The following is a 25,305-nucleotide window of genomic DNA, read 5'->3' as shown; positions in this document are numbered from 1 at the left end:
TCCGGAGGCCCTCCGGCATTCCATACGATTGGACCATGCCGCCAGGACCCGACCCCGACACCCTCGCCTGGGCGTCCGCGGCGGTCCGACGGTTCGCGGCCGCGACGAACATGCTCGTCGCCGCACGCCGCTTCCGGATCGTCGGCGGCGACCCCCGCGACACCGCTGCGCTGCACGGCCTGCTCACCGGGCTGGGTGCCCGTGCCGCCGCCGAGCACGAACCCGTCGACCAGCTGTGGTGCCTCGGCACGCCCGACGAGTCGACGCAGGTCATCGAGCGCGAGGCCGACCGTCCCCGCGGCGCCACCCTCGTCGTGGTCGACGCCGGTCGGCACCTGCCCGCCGTCGACGAGGATGCCTTCGGACCCGTCACGAGCGCCCGCCCGGGGGTCCTCGGCGTCCCGGCGCTGTCCGACGACGTGTTCCTCGTCTCCACGGGTCGCGACCCCGAGGACGATCCGGCCGCCGAGGCCCGCCTGCGCTGGGCACGCCGCTCGATGCCGGTCTCCCGCGCCGTCGCCGCCGAGCTCCGGGACGGCGGGCTCCTCCGCGGCACCCGGATCGGCGTCGCGATGTTCCTCGAACCGAAGACGGCCGTGCTGAGCCTGCTCCTCCGGGACGCCGGTGCCGAGGTCGTCGTCTACGCCCACGCCGACGAGACCGACGACGCCGTCGCCGACGTCCTGCGGCAGGCCGGACTGACCGTGCACGCGAGCAGTACCGCGACGACCGCGGAGCAGAAGACGCTCGCCCTCGCGATGCTCGACACCCGACCGCACATCCTGCTCGACGACGGCTCACACCTGATCCGGCTCGCCCACCAGGAGCGCCCGGACCTGCTGCCGACGATGCTCGGAGCCGCGGAGGAGACGACGAGCGGCCTCCGCCCGCTGCGCGTGATGGCGTCCCGGGGCGCGCTCGGCATCCCCGTGGTCGCCGTGAACGACGCCCGCACGAAGACGTTCTTCGACAACCGGTACGGCACCGGGCAGTCGACGGTGTTCGCGGTGCTCGATCTGATCGACGGGCTCGCCTCCGCCACGCACCGGGTTCGGCCGGGAGGCACGGCGGTCGTCGCCGGGTACGGGCACGTCGGCGAGGGGGTCGCGCTGGTGCTCGCCGCGCTCGGGATCCGGGTGACGGTCGCCGAGACGGACCCCGTCCGCGCCCTGCAGGCGCTCTTCGCCGGACACGCCGTCGCGCCGCTCGCCGACGCCGTGCGCGAGGCCGATCTCGTGATGAGCGCGACGGGGGTACCGGACACCATCGACCTCAGGACGCTGCGGGCCTGCGCGGACGGCGCGGTCGTCGCCGTCGCCGGCGGGGTCGACCAGGAGGTCGCGGTCCACGACGCGCTCGCCGACGGTGCCGCCCGGACGACGATCGGCCGGAAGGTCGAACGCCTCACGTGGGCGGACGGACACCACGTGCTCCTGCTCGACGACGGCGGCTGCATCAACATCACCGCTGCCGAGGGCAACCCCGTCGAGATCATGGATCTGTCCTTCGCCGCGCAGCTCGGTGCCGTGCGGATGCTTCTGGAACGCGGCGACGAACTCGACCGCGCCGTCGTGCCGATCGACCCCGCGGTGGACGACGCGACCGCCCGCGCGGCGCTCGCCGCGTTCGGGAGCCGACCCGTGCCTCCCGTCCATCTCGCCGAGCACCCGGCGGACCGCGAGCCGGACGTCCGCACCCGCCGTTTCGGAGACCCAGCATGACCGCCGCGCACCCCGTCACCGTGCATTCCGCGCGCATCGTGGTCCCGATGACGGCGCCGCCGATCGCGGACGGCGCCGTGGCGGTGCAGGACGGCCGCATCCTGCACGTCGGCGACCGCTCGTGGGTCGTCGACCAGCTCGCCGTGTCCGGCACGCCGTTCACCGAGCGACGGTGGCGAGGTGCCCTGCTCCCCGGACTCGTGAACGCGCACTCACACCTGCAGTACACCGGCATGGCCAGTGTCGGCCGGCGCCAGTACGCAGGTTTCGAGGACTGGGCTGCTGCGTTCAACGAGGACTACGCCGAACCGCACGATTGGCGGGCCGAAGCTGCCGCCGGTGCCGAGGCCTCGATCCTCGCCGGTGTGACGAGCATCGCGGACATCGTCACCGACATCGAGGCGGCGACGGTCCTCGAGGACTCCGGTCTCGGCGGCATCGCCTACTGGGAGGTGATGGACTGGGAGAACGAGGCCTGGCAGACCCACGGCCGCGATCAAGTGCTCGCCGAGCTCGAACGGGTCCCGACCACACCCGGCGCCGGACTCTCCCCCCACGCGCCGTACTCGCTCGACGTCGCGCCCCTGCTCGAGCTGCCCGACATCGTCCGGCAGCGCGGCCTCCGGCTGCACCTGCACCTCGGCGAGGCCGCGTTCGAGGGGGAGCGCATCGCCCTCGGGCCGGTCCCCGGGCTGGACGGCGTCGACGGCTTCGGACACGGCACGGACTGGCACCTGGCGAACGTCCCCTCGTTCCGGGCCATGCGCGCGCTCGGGTTCGGCGCGAGCGCGACGGCCTTCGTCGACCGGCTCGGCGTGCTCGGCCCCGACTGCCACATCGCCCACGGCGTGTACATGACCGCCGCCGATCGGGCACTGCTCCGGGCGCGCGGGACCGCCGTGGCGCTCTGCCCCCGCTCGAACGCCGTGATCGGACTCGACCCGCCGCCCGTCGCCGACTACCTGCGCGAGGGCAGCCCCATCGCGATCGGCACCGACTCGCTGTCGTCCTCGCCGTCCCTCGACCTGATGGCCGACGTCACCGCGCTGCACCGGATCGCCCGCGCACAGGGCTACGGCCACCGCGACCTGCACGAGCGGCTCCTCGCGGCGGCGACCCTCGGCGGCGCGCACGCCATGGGGCTCGCGGTCGGGCCGGACCGGATCGGGCACCTCGCCGTCGGGGCCCGTGCGGACCTCGCCGTGTTCGACGTCGACGCCCGCACCGTGCCCGACGCGATGGCCGAGCTCGTCGAGGGCGGGGCCGGCCGAGCGGTCGCGACCGTCATCCGCGGGGTGGTCCGGGCGACCGCCGGCACCTCGCGCAACCAGGACGTCCCGCGTGACGTCGACGACGCCCATTGCGTCGACGACGTCGCCCGTGGCGTCGACCAGGAGGAATCATGACCGACACCGCACCCCGACCCGGCATGGCCGCCCGACGCACCGTGGACGGCGAGCTCATCGAGTGGCTCGACGTCCCCAAGCGCGCCGTCGCCCTCGGTATGGAGCCGCACCCCGAGGGCGGCTGGTACGTCCGGACGTGGACCTCGCCCGCCACGGTGTCGACGCCCGCGGGGGACCGGCCCGCAGCGACCCTCATCCACTTCCTGCTGCCCCCGGGCGAGGCGTCCGCGTGGCACCGGGTGACGAGCGACGAGATCTGGATGTGGCACGGGCCGGACACGGTCGAACTGCAGCTCGGCGGGGCCGGTGACCAGCCGGAGCCTGGTGCGACGATCACCCTCGGGCCGGATGCGGGGCGCGACCGGGTGAACGACGCGCAGGCGTTCGTCCGGGGTGGTGTCTGGCAGCGGACGCTCCCGGGTGACGGCGAGGTGCTGCTGAGCTGCCTCGTCTCGCCGGGGTTCTCGTTCGAGGACTTCACCCTCGCCGACTGAGCGAGTGCGGCTGCGTCGGCCGAGCGACAGCGCGCGTCAGGTCCGCCGCGTCAGGACGCGGCGGCGCCGATGCCGAGCCCGATGACGTGGTAGCCGAAGACGTAGGTCCCCGCGGCGGCCACGGGCACCTTCTGCGTCGCGTACACCCGGAAGAACCGTCCGGAGCGGTCGATGTCCACCCACAGGCCGATCGCGGCGGCCCGGGCGTTGGACGGCGTCACGGTCACGACGGGCGTCCCGGTGTACGCCCGCTTGAACGTCACCGTGGCGAGCAGCGTGCCGGGGTTCCGCACGCTCGCGGCGCCGAACGACACGTGGCCCGCGATGTCGGTGCCGTTCGTGGCGTACGCCCACGCGGTCGAACTGCCCGTGACGGTCGTCGTCTTCGGAGAACCCGTCGCCGTCGTGTCCGGGGTTGCCCGGTCCTGGTAGGCGATGATCTGGCGGTCGAACCGGACCTGCTCGCCGAACGCCGCCATCTGTGCCGTGGTGACAGCGGTCACCGCCTGGGCGAACCGGGTGCGCCGGTCGACGACTGCGGGGCTGGGCGTCCCGATGCTGCGGACCGTGCACGAGGCGTCGAGGACCGCCGCCGCACCGAAGGTCGACTCCACGGTGACTGCGGGCACCCGGAGTTGGTCGAACTTCGTCGCGACGGCCACGAACTCGCGACCGTGCGTGAGCCGGACGAGGGTGCTCTGCGGCGTCGCGAACCCGTCCGGGGTCCCGCGCTGGCTGATCTCCCCACCGAGGAACTGGACGCCGCCCTCGTTGCCACCCGGGTCGGTCGTGATCACCGTGCCGTCGGACCTCTGGCGCGGCCCGGTCAGCCGGTAGTCGAACTCGACCAGCGGCGATGCCAGGCCGAGCACGAACGCCGCCACGAAGGTCACCTGTCGCGCGTTCCCGATCTGCAGGAGTGCTGCGCTGTTGAACCGCGCTCGTCCGTCGTCGTCCGTCGACTCGAGGTGCAGACCGACGAAGGTCAGGTTCGACGCCCAGTGCCGCACGGGGTCCGAACCCCACGCGATCGCGAGGGCGGTGTTCGCCGAGTGCTGGATCGTGAACTGGTCGAACACGACGAAGTTGGTCGGGGCCCCGTCGTCGCCGGAGTCCATGACGACGGCTGCGACGGTCGCGGTGCCGCATCGGTCGACGAAGACCTCCGACCAGCGGGCGTTGTTGAGTCGCCTGATCTCGATACCGGGGCCGACGAAGCGTTGCACCCGGACCGACTCGAGCCGGGACTCGAAGCCGCCGACCACGGCGACGCCCGTCCGGCTGGAGCCCGTCGCGACGTCGTTCACACCGAGTCGGAACCCGTCCACCGTGACGTGCTCGAGCGTGGCACCCGTCCCGGACAACGTGACGAGGGGTTCCTCGCGCACATCGAACGGGACGATCTCGACGCCGTCGTACCGGCGCCCCGGGTCGCCGGGACGGATCGGGAACTGGCTCGCGGCTGCTCCGATGCCGATGACGCGAACCTGTGCCCGGATCGTCAGCGCACGGACGGCGTACCGACCCGGCGCCATCACGACGGCTCCGTGCGCGGCGTACGCGGTGTCGATCGCCCGCTGGATCGCGTCGGTGTCGTCGGTCTTCCCGTCGCCGAGCGCTCCGGTGGACCGGACGTCGATCCAAGGGAGCGTCTGGTCGGCGGCCGCCGCCGGCTCCGCACGCAAGGACCCGCCGGCGATCCCGACGATCCCCGCGACGGCGCTCCCGGCGAGGAACCCCCGTCGGCTCCGCGCGGCCTGGTCCGTTCTGCTGTCCATGGTGTCCTCCCTGGGGATCGCGCACGGTGGGGGCGTTCCCAGCGCCCCGCACCGTGCGTTGATCGGCAAGGTGCTGCGGCGTCGATCATGCCCGGACAATGCAGCAGGAAATGCATTCCGCGCCTTTCGTGAGCGGATTGAAATTGAATTGCGGGCGATTGTTGTTTGGGTATTTCCTGTGCAGGAATGCGTCATTCCTGCACGTCACATGGCCTGAGCGCGGCGCCCGGAGTCGCGTTGGTATCCCACCGCGAAGTACACTTCGTCCTGCCCCCCCACCCCTCGCACGAAGGCCCGACCGTGACCCGTTCCCTCCGCCTCACCATCGCCGTGGCCACCGCCGCGGTCGCCGCACTCGCGCTGTCCGCCTGCTCTGCCGGCGGTAGCAGCAACGGCGACGGCACCGTCACCGACGGCAAGCTCACGATCGCGACCGGACAGCCCGCGTACTCCCCGTGGGTCGAGGACAACAAGCCGCAGTCCGGCAAGGGCTTCGAGTCCGCCGTGGCCTACGCGGTCGCGAAGGAGATGGGCTACAGCAAGTCCGACGTGGTCTGGAAGCGCAGCACCTTCGACAGCGCGATCGCCCCGGGCCCGAAGGACTGGGACCTCAACGTCCAGCAGTTCTCCATCGACGCCAAGCGCAAGAAGGCCGTCGACATGTCGAGCGCGTACTACACGACGACGCAGGCCGTCGTGACGACCGAGAAGTCGAAGGCCGTCGACCACACCACGATCGACGAGCTGAAGAAGGACGCCATCGGGGTCGCCACCGGTTCGACGTCGATCGCCAGCGTGAAGAGCGTGCTCGGGGTCACCCCGCAGGTCTTCAACTCGAACGACGACGCCGTGCTGGCGCTCAAGTCCGGCCAGATCGACGCGATCGTCACCGACCTGCCGACGGCGTTCTACATGGCGGCCGCGCAGCTCGACGACGGCACGGTGTCGGCGCAGTTCCCGGCGGACGGCAAGGGCGACCAGTTCGGGTTCGTGCTGCCGAAGGACTCGGAGCTGACGAGCAAGGTCGACAAGGCCCTCGCCGCGCTCGACGAGGACGGCACCCTCGAGGACCTGCAGACCAAGTGGCTCTCCTCGGAGACCAACACCCCCGTCCTGAAGTAGTCGCGTGACCGTCCCAGCCGGCGCCGGCACCCCGGTGGTCGCTCCCGCGCCGAGCCAGATCGAGCTGGAGCGCCGTCTCTACCGACGGCAGCGCGGACGTCGCTCGATCGTGGTGTCGATCGCGTCGACGGTGGTCGTCATCGCGGTCGTGTACTTCGGCGTCGTGAACACGCCCGGGTGGGCTGCGGTCCAGCAGTCGTTCTTCGACCCGCAGACGGCGATCGACTCGTTCCCGTCGATCCTCGCGGGCCTGTGGCTCAACGTCCGGATCCTGTTCTTCAGCGCGATCGGTGTCGCCGTGTTCGGCACCCTGCTGGCCGTGGTGCGGGGCCTCCGGAGCCCGGTGTTCTTCCCGCTGCGGATGCTCGCCACCGGGTACACCGACCTGTTCCGCGGCCTGCCGCTCATCATCGTGCTGTACCTGGTGGGCTACGGGATCCCCGGCCTCGGGGTATTCCCGCGCCTGCCCGCCGAGGTCTGGGGCACGATCGCCATCGTGCTGACGTACTCGTCGTACATCGCGGAGGTGCTCCGCGCCGGCATGGAGGCCGTGCACCCCTCCCAGCGCCTCGCAGCCCGGTCGCTCGGGTTGTCGCACGCGAAGACGCTCCGGCTGGTGGTGCTGCCGCAGGCGATCCGCAAGGTCACCCCGGCGCTCATGAACGACTTCGTGTCGATGCAGAAGGACGTCGGCCTGGTGTCGATCCTCGGTGCCGTCGACGCGGTCCGGTCCGCGCAGATCGCGCAGGCGGAGACCTACAACTTCACGCCGTACTTCGTCGCCGGCCTGCTGTTCGTGGTCATCAGCCTGCCGCTGATCCGCGTCACCGACGCGATCGCGCGTCGACAGCAGCGGCGCGAGCAGATCGGGGGTGCCGTATGAGCGGCCTGGAGGCACGGATCACGCCCGACGCGTCGGCCGCGGTCCTCGAGTTGCGCGGCCTTCGCAAGGCCTTCGGCGAGCACGAGGTCCTGCGCGGGATCGACCTGACGGTGCACCGCCACGAGGTCATCTGCGTCATCGGCGCGTCCGGCTCGGGGAAGTCGACGCTGCTCAAGACGGTGAACCTGCTCGAGGGCATCGACGACGGCGAGATCCTGCTGCAGGGGACGGACATCGCCGACCCGCGGATCGACGTCGATGCCACCCGTGCCCGGATCGGCGTCGTCTTCCAGCAGTTCAACCTGTTCCCGCACCTGAGCGTCCTCGACAACGTGACGCTCGCCTCGCGGCAGGTGCACGGCGTCGGGCGGGCCGAAGCCGAGGCAACGGCCCGTCGCCTGCTCGAGCGGATCGGCCTCGCGGGCTTCGCGGGGGCGTACCCGGACCGGCTCTCCGGCGGGCAGCAGCAGCGCGTCGCCATCGTGCGGGCGATCGCGTCCGACCCCGAGCTGCTGCTCCTCGACGAGGTCACGAGTGCGCTCGACCCGCAGCTCGTCGGCGAGGTGCTCGACCTCGTCACCGAGCTGAAGCGGCAGGGTTCGACGATCCTGATGACCACGCACGAGATGCACTTCGCGCGGAACGTGGCCGACCGGATCGTGTTCCTGCACCAGGGCGAGGTGGTCGAGCAGGGCGCCCCGGCGGAGGTCCTCGACGCCCCGAGTCACCCGGCCCTGGTCGAGTTCCTCTCCCGCGTCCACGCCTGACGCCTTCCGACAGCCGAGCATCGCGCCCCCGTGCGGACATCGCGCCCCGGTGTACGGGGGCGCGATGTTCGCAGCGGGGCGCGACGTCGAACCGGCCGACGGTCTACGCGACCGGGGCCGGCGAGGCGGCGGCGAGCTGCGCCTCCAGGCCGTCGTCGGTGACCGTCTCGGGGACGTGCGCCGACCGACCCGCGGGCAGGAACGCCGCGACGATCGCACTGACCGCGACCACGGCCGCCCCGACCATCACGGCGGGCTGTGCCGCGTCGACGTAGCCGGTCGGCGTGAGCTGACCGCCGTTCCCCGTGAAGACGGCCGTCAGGACGGCGATTCCGAGCGCGACCCCGATCTCCCGGAGCGTGGAGTTCGCACCGGACGCCTTCGCGTGGTCGTGCTGCGGCATCCGGGCGAGCACCGCGGTCGAGATCGGACCGAACACCGCGCCCATCCCGACGCCGGCGAGCAGGAAGCCCGGCAGCAGTGTGGGGAACGTGACGTCCGCGGCCATCGTGCCGGCGATCCAGAACAGTCCGGCGGACAGGAACACCATGCCGCCGGTGATGAGCACACGGGTGCCGACCCGGGGCGCGATGATCCCGGCGAGCGGGGCGATGACCATCGGTGCGAGGGTCCAGGGCATCGTCCAGACGCCGGCCTCGAGCGGGGTGCGCCCCTGCACGACCTGCAGGAACTGGATGAGGATGAACACCGCGCCGAACGCGCCGAACGAGAACGTCATCGCGACGATGTTCGCGAGGGCGAAGCTCCGGTCGCGGAAGAACCGCAGGGGCAGCAGCGGCGCGGTGGTGCGGGCCTGCCAGAGCACGAACGCGACCAGCAGAACACCGCCGCCGATCAGCCCGGTGAGCACCTCGCCACTCGTCCAGCCGGCATCGTTGCCGCGGACGACCCCGAAGACGACGCCGAGCACCCCGAGGCCGGCGAGCAGCACGCCCACGACGTCGGCGCGGACACGGGCGCCGCGGGTGTTCGGCAGTGCGAACAGTGCGAGCGGGACGGCGACGATGCCGACCGGGACGTTGAGCCAGAAGATCGCCTCCCAGCTCCAGCCCTCGACGACGGCGCCGCCGATGAGCGGGCCGAGCGCGACGCCGAGGCCGGAGATGCCGCCCCAGACGCCGATGCCGACGGTTCGGAGCCGGTCCGGCACGCTGCCGACGAGCAGGGTGAGGGACAGCGGCATGATCGCGGCGGCGCCGGCGCCCTCGATCGCACGCCAGACGATGAGCGAGGTCGGGTCGGTGCTCATCGCGGCGAACGCGGAGGAGACGGTGAAGACGGTGATGCCGGCGACGAAGAGGTGACGGCGGCCGAGCCGGTCACCGAGACCGACGGCGAGCAGCATGAGCGCCGCGAACGCGAGCGTGTAGGCGTTCGTGATCCACTGCAGCTCCTCGACCGAGGCGCCGAGGTCGGCGTGCACGGCGGGCAGAGCGCTGGTGACGACGAGGTTGTCGAGCGTTGCCATGAACATCGGGAGGGACGCGGCGGCGATGGCCAGCCAGACGGGGATGCGTCGTTCCATGGTGGGGATCCGTTCCGTTTGGTAATCGGATGATTACTTACGAAGGGCGACTGTAGTAATCGACTGATAACCTGTCAACCATGACTCCCTCGGCATCTGCTCCGGCGACGGCCGTCCGCATGCCCGCTGCGCAGCGTCGCGCGATGATCCTGGAGGCAGCACGCGGACTCTTCGGCAGTCAGGGCTACAACGGCACGACGACCGATCAGATCGCGGCGGCCGCCGGCATCAGCCAGCCGTACGTGGTGCGGATGTTCGGCTCGAAGGAGGCCCTCTTCCTCGAGGTCTTCCGCGACACCCTCGACATCCTGCTCGACGCGTGGCGGGAGACCCTCGCGCACCTCGGGCCCGACGACACCGCGGCGCACGTGATCGGCGAGCAGTTCGTCGACCTCGCGGCGCAGCGGGGGCTGCACACCCTGCTGCTCCAGGGCTTCGTGTCCGGGGCCGAGCCGGCGATCGGTGCCGCGGCCCGGGCGGGGTTCCTCGAGATCTACCGGTTCCTCCGCGACGAGGCGGGGATCGCCGACGACCAGGTGCAGGGGTTCCTCGGCAGCGGCATGATCTTCGCGATCATGCTGGCGATCGACATGCCCGCCCGGTTCGACGACGACCCGGACGCCGCCGACCTGCTGCGGGCGACGTTCGGGGCGAAGTGCGGGCAGGTGCTGGACCTGGTCCGGGGCCAGCGGGCCGCGGGCACCGGTGTCACGGGAGCACCCGCGGGCGCGGGCGCCTAGGGCGTCAGCAGCACCTTCCCGATCACCTCGCCGTCCCGGACCCGGCGGTGCGCCTCGGCAGCCTCGGTGAGCGGCAGGACCGCGTCGACCACCGGGCGCACCCGACCGTCCGCGACGAACGGCCAGACGTTGTAGCGGACCGCCTCGACGATCGTGGCCTTCTCGTCGCGCGGCCGTGCGCGCAGCGTGGTGGCGCTGATCGTCGCCCGTTTCCGCATCATCGCGCCGAAGTCGAGCTCGCCCGTGCGTCCGCTGCCCGAGGCGATCACGGCGATGTGCCCGTTCGTCGCCAGGACCTCGAGGTTCCGGCCGAGGTACTCCGGGCCGACGACGTCGAGCACCACGTCGACCCCGCGGCCGTCGGTGAACTCGAGCGTCCGTGCGACGAAGTCCTCGGACCGGTGGTCGATCACGAGGTCGGCGCCGAGCTCCTCGGACGCACGGACCTTCCGCTCGCCGCCCGACGTCGCGATGACCGTCGCGCCGAGCGCCTTCGCCCACAGCACGGCGTGCGACCCCATCCCGCCGGTCCCGCCGTGCACCAGGAGGGTCTGCCCCGGTCGCAGTCCGGCGAGCATGCCGACGTTCGAGTACACCGTGCACGCGGCCTCGGGGAGCCCCGCCGCCTCGACCAAGTCGACGCCGTCCGGCACCGGTAGCACCTGCGTGGCTGGTGCGACGACGAGCGAGGCGTAGCCGCCGCCCGACAGCAGGGCGCAGACCCGGTCACCGACCGCGAAGCCCTCGACGCCGTCGCCGAGCGCGCGGACCGTGCCGGAGACCTCGAGCCCGAGGACCTCCGAGGCCCCCGGCGGCGGCGGGTAGTTGCCGGCGACCTGCTGGAGGTCCGCGTTGTTCACCCCCGCGGCAGCGACCTCGATGAGGACCTCGCCGGCGGCCGGTACCGGGTCGGGGAGGTCGGTGACGTCGAGGGAACCGTTGACCGGGAGGATGGCACGCATGCCCTGGACGCTACGCTGCCGGACCGTCCGGACGGCTGTGTCGGTCCGACGATCGGGCTGCCGGACCTGTGCGTTCCCCATGTACTCTCGATGCGGATCCGTGCCCTGACCGAGGGGCACGGTCAGACCCGGGGGGACCCATCACCATGACGAAGAAGCTCGTCTCGCTCGCCACGGCCGTCGTCGCCGTCGCACTCCTGGCCGGCTGCTCCACCGGCGGTTCCGGCTCCGGTGCCACCACCGCCGCGAAGGAGGACACGACCCAGTCCCAGTCCGCCGCGTGCAAGGCCTTCGAGTCGAAGGTCAAGTCCGCCGCCGAGGGGCTGCAGTCCGAGGTCGCGAAGCTCCAGTCCGACCCACAGGCCGCGGTCGCCAAGCTCAAGGAGTTCGACGCCTCGCTCTCCGACGGCGTCGACGCCGTCACGAACCCGACCGTGAAGCCCAAGGCCGAGGCGTTCCACACGGCCTACGCCGACATGCTCACGCAGATCGAGGCGATCGCGAAGGACCCGCAGTCGGCCGACATCTCGAAGTTCACCGACACGACCACGAAAGTCCAGGAAGCCGGCAACGACTTCCAGAAGGTCTGCACCTCCTGACGCGGACCGACCGACGAACGCACCCCGCGCCTCCGGCGGACGGCTCAGCCGACCCGGAGGCGCGGGGTGCGTCGTCTACGCGGCCGCCGGCTGGGACGCGTCCAGTCGGGCGACGTCCTCCGGACGCAGCTTCACGGTCGCGGCCGTCATGGAGTCGAGGATCGACTGGGGGCGCGATGCGCCCGGGATCGGGACGACGACGTCGCTCTTCTGCAGCTCCCACGCCAACGCGATCACCTGCGGGGTGACCCCGCGGTCCCGCGCGATGTACGCGAAGTCCTCGTAGGCGGTACCGAGTTCCGCGGCGTTCGCGATGCCGCCGAGGGGACTCCACGGCAGGAACGCGATGCCGAGCTCGTCGCAGAGCGTCAGTTCGGGCTCACTCGAGCGGAACTTCGGCGAGAACTGGTTCTGCACCGAGGCCAGACGGCCGTCGAGGACCTCGTTCGCCGTGCGGATCTGGTCGGGGTCGGCGTTCGAGATGCCCGCCATCCGGATGACGCCCTCGTCGAGCAGGTCCGCGAGGGCCCCGACGGAATCGGCGTACGGCACGGCGGGGTCCGGGCGGTGGAACTGGTACAGGCCGATCGTCTCGACGCCGAGGCGCTTCGCGGAGGCCTTCGCCGCCTGCTTCAGGTAGTCAGGGTGCCCGTTCTGCGCCCACGCACCCGCTTCGGGACGGAGGTGTCCGCCCTTCGTCGCGATGAGGACGTCGTCGGCGGGACCGTGGAACTCCCGGACGGCCCGTGCGATGAGCTCTTCGTTGTGTCCCACTTCGTCGTGGGCGGCCAGGTGGTACGCGTCGGCGGTGTCGATGAGCGTGACGCCGGCCTCGAGTGCGGCGTGGATCGTGGCGATCGCCTGCCGCTCGTCCGGTCGTCCCTCGATGGACATGGGCATGCCGCCCAGTCCGATGGCACTGACCGACACGTCTCCGATGACTCGTTGCTTCATGTCCCCAGCATGCGCCGGGACCGCCCTTGCCCGTCCAGGGTCAGCACGGTCCAGGCGCAGCGCCGTCGTCAGCGCCGCGCCCAGGCGGGGGCGTGCTCCGGCAGCGGGCCGAACGCGATGCCGCGGGCGTAGAGCCCGCGCACCGGGGGCACCCACCGCGCGAGCAGGACGGGCAGCTTCGGCGGACCCGACTGCAGCCCGCCCGCGAACGCCCGCTCGAACACCACCCGGTGCAGCACCGCCTGCGCGGTCTGGATCGCCACGGCGGGCGGCGTCCGACGGCGCTGCACCCGTGCGAGGGTGCGGTCGAGCGCCGCCCCGCGCAGCCCTCGCTGCAGCGCCGGAGCGAGCACGGAGGCGGTCGCGACGGCGTCCTGCACCGCGAGGTTGATGCCGACCCCGCCGGCCGGGGACATCGCGTGCGCAGCGTCCCCGATGCAGAGCAGTCCCGAACGCCACCACCGGGGCAGCCGGTCCATCCGGACGTCGAGCACGTGCACGTCGTCCATCGACGCGATCGTGTCCACGCGGCCCGCGAAGTCCGGTCGGAGTCGGGCGACCCGCGCGCGGAAGGCCCCGAGCCCCTCGGCTCGGAGCGCGGCGTCGGAACCCTTCGGCGCGAAGTACGCGACCTGGTGGTAGTCCGGTCGCGGGAAGCTCAGCAGGACGTCGGTGCCGGAGAACGCCGGGACGAGCGCGGTCGTGGCGTCGCCGGGCTCGCGGGGGAGCCGGAACCACCACGTGTCGAACGGCACCGGGAACGATCGGGGGCGCAGTCCCGCCGCGGTGCGCAGCACGGAGTCGCGGCCGTCGCAGGCGATGACGACGTCTGCGCGGAGTTCCTCGGTTTCGCCGTCCCCGCGGTACGGGCGGAGGTGGACACCGGTGACGACGCCGTTCTCCACGATGGTCCCGGTCGCCGCGAGGCCCATCGAGATGTCGAACGAGGGTTCCTGCCGGGCGGCGGTGACGAGCAGGTCGAGCAGGTCCCACTGGGGCACCATCGCGACGTGGTCGTACGGCGGCCGCAGGCGCGAGAAGTCGCCGAGCAGCAGCCGGGAGCCGTCCGGCATCGGCAGCGAGAAGTCGTCCAGCCGTGACTGCGGCAGGGCGGCGAACCGATCCCCGAGCCCGAGTTCGTCGAGCAGCCGGATGGTCGAGGCGTGCACCGTGTCCCCGCGGAAGTCCCGGTTGAAGTCGTCGTGCTTCTCGACGACCCGTACGGCGATGCCCGCCCGGGCCAGCAGCAGGCCGAGGACGACCCCGGCGGGGCCGCCACCGACCACCGCGACCGTCGTGCGCGAGACCGTCACCATGCCTTGGACGCTACCCCGGTGCGGACGGGAGGCACGGTGCGGGCCCGCCCCGCGCCTTCCGTCCGCCGTGCGGTCGCGTCCACCGCCGCGATGCGACAACGTCGATGTCGCACGACGACCACGATGTCGTCCCGCCGCGCGCGCAACTGTTGCGGACGCGGGCCAGCGACGACTCCGATGTCGTACGACGTCGGAGATGTCGTTCGGAGTCGGCGCGCCCCACGCCGAACCCGCGCGTCAGGCGGTGGTGCCGACCGAGCTCGAGGCCGTGCCGGAGTCGGCCGCCCCCGCGAAGACGACGCCGCCCCACGTGATGACCGCAATCGCGAGCACGAAGCCCACCGCGGCGATCCACCACGACGACCGCCGACGGATCCAGGCACCGATCGCGAGGACCACCGTGGCGACCCCGATCACGAACGCGCCGCCGACCGCGATCGCCGTGCCGCCGATGTACGACCCCGGTGAGCACCCCGCCGAGGCATCGCACGTCGCCGTCGCCGAGATCACCGCGATGATGCCGACGACCGCGGTGACGATCGTCATCACGGCACCGAACGCCAGCAGCAGCACGGTCGAGATCCGGTCGGCGAGCTTGGCAGGCGGGAACAGCGTCGTGCCACCGCGCTCCCACGCCGCGCGCTGCGGGTCGCCGGAACCGGGGGGAGTGGACTGCGGCGGACCGCCGGGGACGTTCGACCAGGTCATGGGTGCAGTCCTACCGTGCCTCGACGCCGAACGCCTGTGCGAGGCGCTGGATCTTCTGCGCGCGACCGAGTCGCGGCAGGTCGGAACCGTCGCGGATGACCTTCCCGCGGGCCTCGAAGTCGTCGAGGAAGTCCTGTGCCCAGGCGACGTCGGTCGGCGTGGGGGAGATCACCTCGTTGATGACCGGCAGCTGCTCGGTGTCGAGGCACAACTTGCCGGTGAGGCCGAGCGACACCGCGACCTGCGACTGCTCGCGGAGGATCGGGTGCGACGAACCGACCGTCGGGCCGTCGATCGGGCCGGGCAGGTCGCCCACGCGGGACGCGACGACGAGCTTGGACCGCGGGTACGCCATCGCGAGCGTGTCCGCGCTCGTGCCGGTGTCTCGGCGGTAGTCGCCGGAACCGAAGGCCAGCCGGAACGCGCCCTGGGCCTTCGCGATCGACACCGACTCCTCGATGCCGACCGCCGACTCGACGAGGGCGATCACGGGGGTCTGTCCGCCGAGGCGGTGCCAGGTGTCGGTGACCTGCGCGGGCGACTCGGTCTTCGCGAGCATCACGCCCTGCAGCCCGGGCAGGCCACGGAGCTCCTCGACGTCGTCCGCCCAGAAGTCGGTCGTGACGTCGTTGATCCGCACCCAGGCCTCGCCGCCGCCGGCCAACCAGGACGCCACGGTGTTCCGCGCGCCGGGCTTCGCGGCCGGGTCAACAGCGTCCTCGATGTCGAGGATGATCTGGTCGGCCCGGGAGCGCTGGGCCTTCTCGAAGCGATCGGCGGCCGTCCCGGCGACGAGGAGCCACGAGCGCGAGATCTCCGCCGGGACCGATCGGCGCCGGTTCGGCACGGAGGTGGACTCCGGCGCGGGGGTGGACGGAGCAGTGCGGTCGTCGATGGCCATGCCCCGTTGGTACCACATCGGGTCCGCGGGGATCGCATCGTCGGTGCCCGGAAACCCCGAAACCTCGGTTCATTGCCAGAGTGCCAGCCCGCTTCCGCCTACAGTGTCGGATGTGTGGCGAGCGGACAGGGTGACCGACGGTGAGGACGACGTGAACGACGACGTCCCCGTCGAGGGCGCCGACGCGCCCGCAGACGGACAGCAGGACCAGCAGGGGGAGCAGGAGCAGCGGGGGCAGCAGGAAGAGGCCGTGGTGACGGACGAACCCGACCGCACCCTGCGTCCGGAGCTGCAGCTCACGAGTCCGCAGGCGATCAGCCTGGGTGATCCGCGCCTCCAGGCCGGCAACGCCGCGGAACCGGTCTGGGACGTCTGGCGCAAGCAGCTGACCGGTGTCGGCGGGACGAGTCCGCTCACCCACTTCGCCGACCACCCGCGCGCGCGCATCGAACTCTCGACGACGCACCCGGGCGGCCTGGCCCAGTTCATCACCGGCAAGACGACGCTCCTGTCGAGCCTGATCCGCGACGAGGTGGCGCTCCGCGCCGCCCGGATCGCCGCCGGACACGTCGAGGCGAAGGGCACCGAGCTCGCCACGGTGCGCGGCATCGACGCCGTGAAGCTCGGCATCGGCATGGCCGACTGGCAGCACGGCGACGAGCAGTTCCGCGGCCCGGTGCTCCTCCGACCGCTCGCGATCCGTCGCCACGGCCGCGACTTCGAGGTCCGCCTGCTCGGCGAACCCGTGCTGAACCCGGGCCTCGCCGACGCGCTGCACGAGCAGTTCGGCGTCATCCTCGACGCCCAGTCGTTCGTCGCCCTGGCGCAGCAGGACGGCTCGTTCACGCCGAACCCCGTGATCGACCGGCTCCGCGGCCTGACCGCGCACATCCCCGGCTTCTCGGTGCACGCACGACTCGTCGTGTCCACCTTCGCCGAGGTCGCGTCCGGCATGGTCGAGGACACCCACGAGCTCTCCCACCCGGTGCTGGACGCCCTCGCCGGGAACCCGAGCGCCAAGTGGCAGGTCGAGCAGTCGTACCACCCGGTCGAGCAGACCCCGTCGGACGAGCGCAGCCCGGAGACGGACACGCTCCTGCTCGACGCCGACGACGAGCAGGAGAACGTGATCGCGCAGATCACGGCCGGCAACTCGATCGTCGTGAAGACCCTCCCGGGAACGGGCGGCACGCAGACGATCGTGAACGCGCTCGGTGGCCTCGTCGCCGCGAACAAGCGCGTGCTCGTCGTGAGCCCGCGCCGTGCGACCCTCCGTGGCATCGCCGCCCGGTTCGCCGAGGTGCAGCTGCCCGGTGTCGCCGTGACCCCGTCGACGCTCCGGCGCGACGTCGTCCGCGCGATCGCCCGGAACGAGAAGGCCTCCCGTCCGAACCTGCGCGAGGTCGACGACGCCCTGGTCCGGCTCCGCAAGGTGCTCAAGGACTACCGCGGGTCGCTGAGCCGCGTCGACCCGGACTTCCGCGTCTCGGTGCTGGACTGCCTCGTCGAGCTCTCGCGGCTGTCCCTGCTGCCGGTCCCGCCGTCGACCACGGCGCGGCTGTCGAAGACGAGCGTGACGAGCATGGTCGAGGGGCGCTCCCGCGTCGCCGAGACGATGGTCAGCGCGGCGAACCTCGGCGAGTTCCGCTACGGCCCGGACGACTCGCCCTGGTACGGCGCGAAGTTCTCGTCGAGCGACGGTGCGCAGCGCGCCCACAAGATCGCCAAGGACCTCGACGCCGACGCCCTGCCGACGCTGCTCCGCCGCGCGCACGACCTCGTGGCGACGACGCACATGCGGCAGTTCACGACGATCAACGAGCTCGGCATCTACCTGCGCCTGCTCACCGAGATCCGGGACACGCTCGACCGCTTCCTGCCCGTCGTCTTCGACCGCTCGGTCTCCGAGCTCGTGGCCGCGACCGCCCCCCGCGGCGAGGGCGCACCGATGTCGAGCACCAACCGACGCCGCCTCAAGAAGCTGGCGCGGGAGTACGTCCGGCCGGGCGTGCACGTGTCCGACCTGCACGAGGCCCTCACCCGCGTGCAGCAGCAGCGCGTCCTGTGGCAGCGCTACGTCGCCGCCGGCGTGAACCCCGAGGTGCCCACCGGCATCGCGGACGTTCAGGTGCTGTTCTCGAACGTCGTGCAGGACCTCGCGCGCCTCGACGAGCCGTTGGGCCGCACCGCCCGTGAGACCCAGCTGGCGAACGTCCCGGTCGACGAGCTCGTGCCGACGATCGCGCGCCTGGCCGAGGAGTCCGACGTCCTGCACAACCTGCAGGAGCGGACCGAGCTCATGCAGACGCTGCGCGACCTCCAGCTCGAGCCGCTCATCACCGACCTGGCGAACCGGCACGTGCCGGACACGCACGTCCCCGCGGAGCTGGAACTCGCGTGGTGGCAGTCCGCCCTCGAGACGATGCTCGAGTCCGACCGGGCCCTGCTCGGTGCGAACACCGACATGCTCGACCGGGTCGAGGCCGACTTCCGCCTCGTCGACGACGCGCACGCGGCCGGCGTGTCCCAGGGTCTCGCGTGGCAGCTCGCCGAGAACTGGAAGGTCGGTCTCGTCGACTGGCCGGAGGAGTCCACCGCCCTCAAGACGCAGCTGAAGGAGGGCGCGATCACCTCGCGCCTCCTGCAGGACTCCGCACCGCACCTGTCGCGATCCATCGCCCCGGTCTGGCTGGCAAGCCCGTACGAGGTCGCCCAGATCGCCGACACGATGCCGTTCGACACCGTGATCCTCGTCGACGCCGGTGCCGTGACGATCGCCGAGACCGTCGGTGCCGTGCGTCGTGCCCGCCAGACCGTCGTGTTCGGCGATCCGGTGACGCAGACGCCGTCGCCGTTCCGGATCGCCGTCGACCCCGCGCACCGCGCCCTGCAGGTCGACGAGGAGACGCTCGACGCCTTCCACGCCGACTCCGCGCTCGCGAAGTTGTCGACCCTGCTGCCGACGCTCTCGCTCACGCGCTCGTACCGCGCCGGCGGCGAGGACCTCGCCGAACTCGTGAACCGTCGCTTCTACGGCGGCCGGATCGAGTCGCTCCCGTGGGCCGGGTCGTTCCTCGGACACGGCTCCATCGCGCTCGACTACGTCAGCGACGGCAAGGCCGTGCCGGACCCGGAGTCCGGTGCCGTCGAGAGCGTGGACGCCGAGGTGGACCGCGTTGTCCGGCTCGTCATGGACCACGCCCGCACCCGGCCGACCGAGTCGCTCATGGTCATCACCGCGTCGGCGAAGCACGCCGTCCGGGTCGGGCAAGCCGTGCTCACCGCGGCGCAGGGGCACAAGGACCTCACCGAGTTCGTCATCGGCGACCGGGCCGAACCGTTCATCGTCGCGACGCTCGAGCAGTCCGTCGCCCAGAGCCGCGACCGCGTCGTGTTCTCGATCGGCTACGGCCGGACGCCGCACGGTCGTGTCCTGCGTGACTTCGGTCCGCTCGGCAAGCCCGGCGGAGAGCGCCTGCTCGCCGTCGCGATGACGCGTGCGCGTCGCTCGATGGTGATCGTCACGTGCTTCCAGCCCTCCGACATCGAGGCCGAGCGGATGGGCCACGGCACCGTCGCGCTGGCCGAGATCCTCGCCGAGGTCCGTGCCCGCACGACCGCCGAGTACGTGCCGGACGACTCCGACCCGCTGCTCGTCGACCTGGCGCGCCGCCTCGAGATGCGCGGCATCCCGGTCGCCCTCGGGCACCGCGGGAAGCTCGGCCTGGTCGCCGCGCACGGCGGGGTCTGCGTGACGATCGAGACCGACGCCTCGCTCGTGAAGGGCTCGCTGCGTGAATCGCTGCGGCTCCGCCCCGAGGTGCTCCGCCGACTCGGCTGGCACTACGTGCGCGTGCACGCGTTCCAGCTGTTCTCGGACCCGGACCGCGTCGCGAACACGGTCGCGTCGGTGCTCGGCGTCGACCGCGGTGCCACGCAGGAGATCAGCATCCCGCCGATCCCGGCACGCCGATGACCCGGCGGGCACACCGGTCCGCGGGGCCGGTGACGCCCGAGACGGACCAGCTGGTGGGCACGTGGACGCGGGCCGACGACGCGTCGTCAGCCGCGCCTCCCGTCCGTCCCGCGGCCCCCGTCCGCGGCGAGTCGGACGACCGCCCTGGAGGCACGGGTCGCCGCCGCAGACGCGTCACCACCCAGCCGGTGCCGGGCTACGACCCCGCCGCGCCCGCCGAGCCGGCGCGGCACCGCGACGGTGAGAACGACGACCAGCTCCGGCGGGACGTCCCCCCACATTGGTGACCAGGTAGCATTTCCGGCGATGACTGACACCGTGCGGGAGCGCCCCGACTGGCAGACCTGGCCGAACCTGATCTCGCTGTTCCGGCTGCTGCTGATCCCGGTCTTCGTGTGGCTCGTCGTCGCTGGACACCCCGGGTGGGCGCTCGTCGCCCTCGTCGTCATCGGGGTGAGCGACTGGGCGGACGGCTTCATCGCCCGGAAGTTCGACCAGGGCTCGAAGCTCGGCAAGGCGATCGACCCCGTTGCCGACCGACTGGCGATCATCGCGATCGTGCTGTCACTCGTCCTCACCGGGCTGCTGCCGTGGTGGGTCGTCGCGGTCGTGGTGCTCGTCGACCTCGTGCTCGTCGTGCTCTCGAGCGTGCTGTTCCACGGCAACCCGGACCTCGACGTGACCTGGACGGGCAAGATCCGCTCGGCGCTGCTGTTCGTCGGGCTCCCGGTGCTGCTGTTCTCCGCGGTGCACACGGTCGACGAGAACGCCCCGTGGGTCCGCGTCGTCGCCCTGGTGTTCGTCTACCTCGGCACGGCCGGCCACGTGCTCGCCGGTGTCCAGTACGCGATGGCGATGTTCGCCAAGCGCCGTGCGGTCGGCGCTCCCGCCGCCCGCTGACGTTTCGCGCGCGATTGCGCCCCCGGTGCGCGCGATTGCGCCCCCGAACGAACATCGCGCCCCGCAGAGACGGGGCGCGATGTTCGTTGCGGGGCGCGATCGCCCCACCGTGGTTCGGAGTGCGCCTAGAGCTTGGTCGTGCCGCCGATGCCGGGACCCTCGGGAGCGGTCGACGGAGCCACGTGCGCGCCGGACCCCGTCGATGCGGGCACACCGTTCTGCGACCGGAGCAGGTCGCGGATCTCGAGCAGCACCTCGACGTCGGTCGGCGGGACGTCCTGCGGCGTCTGCTCCTCGTCGTTCTTGACCCGCTCGAACGCGACCTTCTTGAGGTGGTTCACGGGGAGGACCAGCGCGAAGTACACCACGGCCGCCACGATGACGAACTGGATCACCGCACCGACCACGGCGCCGAACTTGATCTCGGCATCGCCGTTGAGACCCGGGATCGTCCAGATCCACGTGTCGTCGAGGCTCGACGCGTTGAAGATCGCGCCGATGAGCGGGTTGATCACCGCGTTGACGATGGCGGTGACGATGGCGGTGAACGCAGCACCGATGACGACTGCGACGGCCAGGTCGATGACGTTGCCGCGGAGCAGGAACTCCTTGAAGCCCTTCACGCGGGCCTCCTTCCGGGTCGGGGAAACCCCAAACCTACCGAGGAGGACGCGTCACGGTCACGACGCTGCAGGCTTCGGCGTGGCTGCCTTCGTCTCGGTCTTGGCGGGCGTGGGCGTCGACGACGACCCGGACGAGTCCGACGATCCGGACGAGCCGCTCTCCGCCTTGGGGGTGGCCCGCGAGTCGGTGCGGTAGAAGCCGCCACCGTTGAACGTCACCCCGACCGGCGAGAAGACCTTGCGCAGCGCGCCCCCGCACGCCGGGCACTCGGTGAGCGTGGCGTCGGAGAACGACTGCTTGATGTCGAAGGCGTTGCCGCACTCGGTGCAGCGGTACGAGTAGGTGGGCACCCTAGCTCCGGAAGGTGATGATGCGCGACGGCGTGATGATGCCGTCGACGGGTTCGTCGTGGGGTTCGCGCGGGACCTCGTCGAGGTACTCCGCGTCGAAGATCACAGCATAGACGGGCGGGCGGTTCGCCATCGACCCGAGCGTCTTGTCGTAGTAGCCGCGGCCCCAACCCATCCGGACGCCGTCGTGCCCGACCGCCGCAGCGGGGGTGAGGATAGCGTCGACGTCGTTGATCGCCAGGGGGGAGAGCACCTCGCCGACGACCTCGGGCATGCCGGCCAGACCCTCGGTCTCCGAGGTCCCGTCGCCGACCGCCCAGTCGAGCAGTCCGTCCTCGCGGGTGATCGGCAGCAGGACGCGCACACCGCGTGAGTAGGCCCAGTTCAGGAACGGACGGACGTTCGGTTCCTCCGGCGCGGAGAGGTACAGCGCGATCGACTCGACCTGCCGTTCCTCGGCGAAGCGCTGGAGGGTCGCGGTGAGCGCCTCCGTGTCGGCGTCGCGTTCAGTCGTGGTCCGGGTGCGCCGCCGCTGCCGGAGGTCGGCTCGCAGGGCACGTTTCTCGTTCCCGAGATCGGCGATCATGCGCAGGAGTCTACCGAGGGTGTCCGTTGCGGCTTCCCGCCGCCGGTCGCGCGAAGCCGTGTCCTCCGTAGCGACGACATGCCCCGTCCAGGGGTCATCCGATACCTTCACAGGCATGGGCTTCCAGATTTCGAAAGCCGTGATCCCCGCCGCAGGCCTGGGCACGCGCTTCCTCCCCGCCACCAAGGCGATGCCGAAGGAGATGCTCCCCGTCGTCGACAAGCCGGCCATCCAGTACGTGGTGGAAGAGGCAGTCGGCGCGGGCCTCACCGACGTGCTCATGATCACGGGGCGCAACAAGAACGCGCTCGAGAACCACTTCGACCACGTGTCCGAGCTCGAGGAGACCCTCAAGAAGAAGGGCGACCACGAGAAGCTGCAGAAGGTGAACCAGTCCACGGACCTCGCCGACATGCACTACGTCCGTCAGGGTGACCCGCTCGGCCTCGGCCACGCGGTGCTCCGCGCCAAGATGCACGTCGGCCGCGAGCCGTTCGCCGTGCTCCTCGGTGACGACATCATCGACGCCCGCGACCCGCTGCTCCAGCGCATGATCGAGGTCCAGGGCGAGAAGAACGCCACGGTCGTCGCCCTGCTCGAGGTCCCCGAGTCGCAGACCCACCTCTACGGCATCGCGACCGTCGAGCCGACCGACACCGACGACGTCGTGAAGATCACGGGCCTCGTCGAGAAGCCCCCGCAGGGCGAGGCGCCCTCGAACCTGGCCATCATCGGCCGCTACGTCATCCGCCCCGAGGTCTTCGACGTCCTCGAGAAGCAGGAGCCGGGCAAGGGCGGCGAGATCCAGCTGACCGACGCGCTCATGAAGATGGCGAACGCCGAGGAGTGGACCGGCGGCGTGTACGGCGTCGTGTTCCGTGGACGCCGGTACGACACCGGTGACAAACTCGACTACATCAAGGCGATCGTCCAGCTCGCCTCGGACCGCGAGGACCTCGGCCCCGACCTCAAGTCGTGGCTCAAGGAGTTCAACGCGGGCGAATAGTCGACCCGTCGCCGAACGGGTCCGGGGAACGCCCCGGGCCCGTTCGACGCCCCCGGAGGAACCAGCGCGATGACGACGATCCCGACCCTGTCCCACGGGCGGGTCACCATCCGGCCCCTCCGGCTGCGCGACAGCCGTGACCTCGACGTCGCGCTCGCCAGCAACCGGTCGTGGCTCCGGACGTGGGAGGCCACCAACCCCTCCGGACACGTCTCCACCGATGTCCGCGGCAGCATCCGTGCGCTCCAGGCCAACGCCCGCGCGGGGCTCGGGCTCCCCTTCGCGATGGAGCTCGACGGCCGGTTCGTCGGCCAGCTGAACGTCTCCGGCATCACCTACGGCTCGCTCGCCAGCGCGTCGATCGGCTACTGGGTGGTCGAGGACGCCGCCGGTCACAACGTCACGCCGATCGCCGTCGCGATGGCGGTCGACCACTGCTTCCGCGTCGTCGGCATCCACCGCATCGAGATCTGCATCCGTCCGGAGAACGCACCGTCGCTCCGGGTGGTCGAGAAGCTCGGCTTCCGGTACGAGGGCCTCCGTCGCCGGTACATCCACATCAACGGCGACTGGCGCGACCACTTCTGCTTCGCCCTCGTCGCCGAGGAGGTCCGCGAGGGCGTCCTCGAACGCTGGGTCCGCGGGCAGGTCCCGCCGGGTGTCGGCAGCGTGCCGCTCGCCGCGCGCGACGAGGCGGCGTTGCCGCTGCACACGACGCCCCGCGTCTGACCCGTCGGTCCCGTCCGCCTCGTCCCACCGAGCGGACTGGAGGCGCGGCTCGCCTCCCGTGATTTCGTCACGACACGCGCAACACGCGTCCGGCAATCACCTGCCAGGGGAACGCCCGCCCCTACCGTGTTCGCATGGCAGGTATCGGCTCCTGGGGCGGCGGCATCGTCCTGCTCATCGCGGCCGTGCTCTGGCTCGTCTACCTCATGCCGTCCTGGGCGGCCCGGCGGCAGTACCTCGCCACTGAACGGAACGCGATCCGCCTGCAGCAGACCCTCCGCATCCTCGCGCAGACGGCCGAGCTGCCGGACGAGGTCCGCGTCGAGATGAACGCCAAGTCCCTCGCCGAGGCGCAGCGCGTCGCGAAGTCGGAGGAGGCGAAGCGCACCGCGATCGTCCGCGCCCACGAGGCCGCTCGCCAGCGGGAGATCACCCGTCGGCTCGCCGAACAGGCCCCCGTCCTCGAGCGTGCGTCCTCCGTGCCCGCGCTCACCGCGATGCGGATGCGGCGTTCCCGGCTCGGGGCGACCCTGCTCGGGACGCTCGGCATCGTCGTCGCGATCGTCGTCTTCGTCGCGGCGCCCGCCGCCTGGCTGGTCGGTGTCGCCGGCCTCGTCGCCGCGGGCGGGTCCGCAGCGGTCCTCGCCCAGCTGCACCAGGTCGCGACGGCGCGGAAGGCGCGGACCGCGACGGCCGTGCCGGAGGCGAGCCGTGCCTCCAGGCCGACGACCGCGTGGACGGACCCGGCGCCGCCGCTGCCCACCGAGCAGCCCGCCGAACCCGCGCGTGACCGGAGCTGGACCCCCAACCGCGTCCCGAAGCCCCTGTACGTCGAACGCCCGGCCGCTCCGGCGGCCTCGCCGGAGTCCGCTGCCGAGCTGGCCGCGCGACTGAAGGAGCGCGTCGCCGAGGCCAAGGCGCAGGCCGAGGCCGAAGCGGCCGCGATCCGCGCGGCCGAGACCGACCCGTCGCTCGCCCGGGTGTCGCAGATGCGGCCCGACGTCGAGGAAGCCGTCGCGTCCCTGTCGGCGCACGACCAGGGTCGGCTCGCGGAGCGGCTGGGGCTGCGAGCGCCCGCCGTTCCCGCTGCTCCGGCGCCGGAGTCCGCTGCGCCCACCGAGCCTCCCGAGCCCCCGAGCAAGTGGGCCGGCATGGGGGTCCTCGGCGACGACGCGTACGAGCAGGCGGACCTCGACGCGATCATGCGCCGCCGCCGCGCCGTGTGATCGGCTCGATT

23 protein-coding genes are annotated in these 25,305 nt (G+C 71.7%); 13 read left to right on the top strand and 10 right to left on the bottom strand.

Annotated elements, in window-relative coordinates:
• Nucleotides 1–35: 35 nt before the first annotated feature.
• The 3 genes from FS532_RS08600 to FS532_RS08590 are packed head-to-tail and all read left to right on the top strand — an operon-like array spanning nt 36 to nt 3,621.
• Complete coding sequence (locus FS532_RS08600) at nt 36–1,721, top strand: adenosylhomocysteinase (protein ID WP_186321970.1); 1,686 nt, start codon at nt 36–38, stop codon at nt 1,719–1,721.
• On the top strand, nt 1,718–3,127 hold the full coding sequence (locus tag FS532_RS08595) for an amidohydrolase family protein (protein WP_260852622.1): 1,410 nt from the start codon (nt 1,718–1,720) through the stop codon (nt 3,125–3,127). Before FS532_RS08600 ends, FS532_RS08595 begins: the two co-directional genes overlap by 4 nt.
• Nucleotides 3,124–3,621, top strand: a complete 498-nt coding sequence (locus tag FS532_RS08590) for a cupin domain-containing protein (protein WP_260852621.1) — start codon at nt 3,124–3,126, stop codon at nt 3,619–3,621. The genes FS532_RS08595 and FS532_RS08590 overlap by 4 nt, the downstream gene beginning before the upstream one ends.
• A gap of 50 nt (nt 3,622–3,671) precedes the next feature.
• On the opposite strand, the gene FS532_RS08585 is transcribed toward FS532_RS08590, so the two are convergent.
• Nucleotides 3,672–5,399 (bottom strand): glycosyl hydrolase family 28-related protein, encoded by a 1,728-nt coding sequence (locus FS532_RS08585; RefSeq protein WP_186321969.1) that lies wholly within the window; start codon nt 5,397–5,399, stop codon nt 3,672–3,674.
• 300 nt (nt 5,400–5,699) lie between these two features.
• Here FS532_RS08585 and FS532_RS08580 point away from each other — a divergent pair, with 300 nt between their 5' ends.
• The 3 genes from FS532_RS08580 to FS532_RS08570 are packed head-to-tail and all read left to right on the top strand — an operon-like array spanning nt 5,700 to nt 8,171.
• On the top strand, nt 5,700–6,521 hold the full coding sequence (locus FS532_RS08580) for an ABC transporter substrate-binding protein (RefSeq protein WP_144752812.1): 822 nt from the start codon (nt 5,700–5,702) through the stop codon (nt 6,519–6,521).
• A gap of 4 nt (nt 6,522–6,525) precedes the next feature.
• Nucleotides 6,526–7,404: an amino acid ABC transporter permease gene (locus FS532_RS08575; protein ID WP_144752808.1), complete on the top strand. Its 879-nt coding sequence runs from the start codon at nt 6,526–6,528 to the stop codon at nt 7,402–7,404.
• Nucleotides 7,401–8,171 carry an amino acid ABC transporter ATP-binding protein gene (locus tag FS532_RS08570; RefSeq protein WP_144752806.1) on the top strand — a complete coding sequence of 257 codons (771 nt, stop codon included), beginning with the start codon at nt 7,401–7,403 and terminating at the stop codon, nt 8,169–8,171. Before FS532_RS08575 ends, FS532_RS08570 begins: the two co-directional genes overlap by 4 nt.
• 103 nt (nt 8,172–8,274) lie before the next feature.
• On the opposite strand, the gene FS532_RS08565 is transcribed toward FS532_RS08570, so the two are convergent.
• Complete coding sequence (locus FS532_RS08565) at nt 8,275–9,717, bottom strand: DHA2 family efflux MFS transporter permease subunit (protein ID WP_144752803.1); 1,443 nt, start codon at nt 9,715–9,717, stop codon at nt 8,275–8,277.
• A gap of 80 nt (nt 9,718–9,797) precedes the next feature.
• Between FS532_RS08565 and FS532_RS08560 the strand changes: the two genes are divergently transcribed.
• Complete coding sequence (locus tag FS532_RS08560; protein ID WP_144752800.1) at nt 9,798–10,457, top strand: TetR/AcrR family transcriptional regulator; 660 nt, start codon at nt 9,798–9,800, stop codon at nt 10,455–10,457.
• Here FS532_RS08560 and FS532_RS08555 read toward each other — a convergent pair.
• Complete coding sequence (locus FS532_RS08555; protein ID WP_144752797.1) at nt 10,454–11,419, bottom strand: NAD(P)H-quinone oxidoreductase; 966 nt, start codon at nt 11,417–11,419, stop codon at nt 10,454–10,456. The two genes, FS532_RS08560 and FS532_RS08555, sit on opposite strands and share 4 nt — an antisense overlap.
• Before the next feature lie 146 nt (nt 11,420–11,565).
• Here FS532_RS08555 and FS532_RS08550 point away from each other — a divergent pair, with 146 nt between their 5' ends.
• Entirely contained in the window at nt 11,566–12,018 is a 453-nt protein-coding gene (locus FS532_RS08550; protein ID WP_144752794.1) for a hypothetical protein, read from the top strand.
• A 75-nt stretch (nt 12,019–12,093) separates the two neighbouring features.
• Here FS532_RS08550 and FS532_RS08545 read toward each other — a convergent pair whose 3' ends face one another.
• The 4 genes from FS532_RS08545 to FS532_RS08530 form a co-directional block, all read right to left on the bottom strand.
• Nucleotides 12,094–12,972, bottom strand: a complete 879-nt coding sequence (locus FS532_RS08545; RefSeq protein WP_144752790.1) for an aldo/keto reductase — start codon at nt 12,970–12,972, stop codon at nt 12,094–12,096.
• Nucleotides 12,973–13,040: 68 nt separating this feature from the next.
• Nucleotides 13,041–14,288, bottom strand: coding sequence for an FAD-dependent oxidoreductase (locus FS532_RS08540; protein ID WP_144752788.1), 1,248 nt, complete (start codon nt 14,286–14,288; stop codon nt 13,041–13,043).
• Between the two features lie 237 nt (nt 14,289–14,525).
• Nucleotides 14,526–14,996 (bottom strand): DUF6264 family protein, encoded by a 471-nt coding sequence (locus tag FS532_RS08535; protein WP_144752785.1) that lies wholly within the window; start codon nt 14,994–14,996, stop codon nt 14,526–14,528.
• Between the two features lie 10 nt (nt 14,997–15,006).
• A complete protein-coding gene (locus FS532_RS08530) occupies nt 15,007–15,897 on the bottom strand; it encodes an HpcH/HpaI aldolase/citrate lyase family protein (RefSeq protein WP_260852620.1) in 891 nt (296 codons plus the stop codon).
• Between the two features lie 250 nt (nt 15,898–16,147).
• Here FS532_RS08530 and FS532_RS08525 point away from each other — a divergent pair, with 250 nt between their 5' ends.
• Nucleotides 16,148–19,873 carry an AAA family ATPase gene (locus FS532_RS08525; RefSeq protein WP_440130711.1) on the top strand — a complete coding sequence of 1,242 codons (3,726 nt, stop codon included), beginning with the start codon at nt 16,148–16,150 and terminating at the stop codon, nt 19,871–19,873.
• Nucleotides 19,874–20,179: 306 nt separating this feature from the next.
• Nucleotides 20,180–20,773: a CDP-alcohol phosphatidyltransferase family protein gene (locus tag FS532_RS08515; protein ID WP_144752776.1), complete on the top strand. Its 594-nt coding sequence runs from the start codon at nt 20,180–20,182 to the stop codon at nt 20,771–20,773.
• 125 nt (nt 20,774–20,898) lie between these two features.
• Here the strand turns inward: FS532_RS08515 and mscL are convergent, their stop codons facing one another.
• The 3 genes from mscL to FS532_RS08500 are packed head-to-tail and all read right to left on the bottom strand — an operon-like array spanning nt 20,899 to nt 22,333.
• Nucleotides 20,899–21,396, bottom strand: a complete 498-nt coding sequence (gene mscL / locus FS532_RS08510) for a large conductance mechanosensitive channel protein MscL (RefSeq protein WP_144752773.1) — start codon at nt 21,394–21,396, stop codon at nt 20,899–20,901.
• A 57-nt stretch (nt 21,397–21,453) separates the two neighbouring features.
• Nucleotides 21,454–21,747, bottom strand: a complete 294-nt coding sequence (locus FS532_RS08505) for an FmdB family zinc ribbon protein (protein WP_144752770.1) — start codon at nt 21,745–21,747, stop codon at nt 21,454–21,456.
• Nucleotide 21,748: 1 nt separating this feature from the next.
• A complete protein-coding gene (locus FS532_RS08500) occupies nt 21,749–22,333 on the bottom strand; it encodes a 5-formyltetrahydrofolate cyclo-ligase (protein WP_079237169.1) in 585 nt (194 codons plus the stop codon).
• 115 nt (nt 22,334–22,448) lie between these two features.
• On the opposite strand from FS532_RS08500, the gene galU reads away from it, so the two are divergent.
• The 3 genes from galU to FS532_RS08485 all read left to right on the top strand — a co-directional run bounded on the left by galU (nt 22,449) and on the right by FS532_RS08485 (nt 25,294).
• Entirely contained in the window at nt 22,449–23,339 is an 891-nt protein-coding gene (gene galU, locus FS532_RS08495) for a UTP--glucose-1-phosphate uridylyltransferase GalU (protein WP_144752767.1), read from the top strand.
• A 69-nt stretch (nt 23,340–23,408) separates the two neighbouring features.
• A complete protein-coding gene (locus tag FS532_RS08490; RefSeq protein ID WP_144752764.1) occupies nt 23,409–24,068 on the top strand; it encodes a GNAT family N-acetyltransferase in 660 nt (219 codons plus the stop codon).
• 134 nt (nt 24,069–24,202) lie between these two features.
• Nucleotides 24,203–25,294 (top strand): hypothetical protein, encoded by a 1,092-nt coding sequence (locus FS532_RS08485; RefSeq protein WP_144752761.1) that lies wholly within the window; start codon nt 24,203–24,205, stop codon nt 25,292–25,294.
• Nucleotides 25,295–25,305 lie beyond the last annotated feature (11 nt).

The sequence above is a fragment of the Curtobacterium pusillum genome (assembly GCF_007673235.1).
In the GTDB taxonomy this organism is placed as follows: Bacteria; Actinomycetota; Actinomycetes; order Actinomycetales; family Microbacteriaceae; genus Curtobacterium; species Curtobacterium pusillum_C.
The sequence above is the reverse complement of the archived record's forward strand: the minus strand, read 5'-3'. Positions and strand labels throughout refer to the sequence as shown.

Coding starts and splice junctions, on each gene's coding strand:
- galU (WP_144752767.1), top strand. CDS start 22,449: ATGGGCTTCCAGATTTCGAAAGCCGTGATCCCCGCCGCAGGCCTGGGC.
- FS532_RS08500 (WP_079237169.1), bottom strand. CDS start 22,333: ATGATCGCCGATCTCGGGAACGAGAAACGTGCCCTGCGAGCCGACCTC.
- FS532_RS08540 (WP_144752788.1), bottom strand. CDS start 14,288: ATGGTGACGGTCTCGCGCACGACGGTCGCGGTGGTCGGTGGCGGCCCC.
- FS532_RS08530 (WP_260852620.1), bottom strand. CDS start 15,897: ATGGCCATCGACGACCGCACTGCTCCGTCCACCCCCGCGCCGGAGTCC.
- FS532_RS08600 (WP_186321970.1), top strand. CDS start 36: ATGCCGCCAGGACCCGACCCCGACACCCTCGCCTGGGCGTCCGCGGCG.
- FS532_RS08545 (WP_144752790.1), bottom strand. CDS start 12,972: ATGAAGCAACGAGTCATCGGAGACGTGTCGGTCAGTGCCATCGGACTG.
- FS532_RS08485 (WP_144752761.1), top strand. CDS start 24,203: ATGGCAGGTATCGGCTCCTGGGGCGGCGGCATCGTCCTGCTCATCGCG.
- FS532_RS08550 (WP_144752794.1), top strand. CDS start 11,566: ATGACGAAGAAGCTCGTCTCGCTCGCCACGGCCGTCGTCGCCGTCGCA.
- FS532_RS08560 (WP_144752800.1), top strand. CDS start 9,798: ATGACTCCCTCGGCATCTGCTCCGGCGACGGCCGTCCGCATGCCCGCT.
- FS532_RS08590 (WP_260852621.1), top strand. CDS start 3,124: ATGACCGACACCGCACCCCGACCCGGCATGGCCGCCCGACGCACCGTG.
- FS532_RS08535 (WP_144752785.1), bottom strand. CDS start 14,996: ATGACCTGGTCGAACGTCCCCGGCGGTCCGCCGCAGTCCACTCCCCCC.
- FS532_RS08595 (WP_260852622.1), top strand. CDS start 1,718: ATGACCGCCGCGCACCCCGTCACCGTGCATTCCGCGCGCATCGTGGTC.
- FS532_RS08565 (WP_144752803.1), bottom strand. CDS start 9,717: ATGGAACGACGCATCCCCGTCTGGCTGGCCATCGCCGCCGCGTCCCTC.
- FS532_RS08585 (WP_186321969.1), bottom strand. CDS start 5,399: ATGGACAGCAGAACGGACCAGGCCGCGCGGAGCCGACGGGGGTTCCTC.
- FS532_RS08570 (WP_144752806.1), top strand. CDS start 7,401: ATGAGCGGCCTGGAGGCACGGATCACGCCCGACGCGTCGGCCGCGGTC.
- FS532_RS08515 (WP_144752776.1), top strand. CDS start 20,180: ATGACTGACACCGTGCGGGAGCGCCCCGACTGGCAGACCTGGCCGAAC.
- FS532_RS08555 (WP_144752797.1), bottom strand. CDS start 11,419: ATGCGTGCCATCCTCCCGGTCAACGGTTCCCTCGACGTCACCGACCTC.
- FS532_RS08490 (WP_144752764.1), top strand. CDS start 23,409: ATGACGACGATCCCGACCCTGTCCCACGGGCGGGTCACCATCCGGCCC.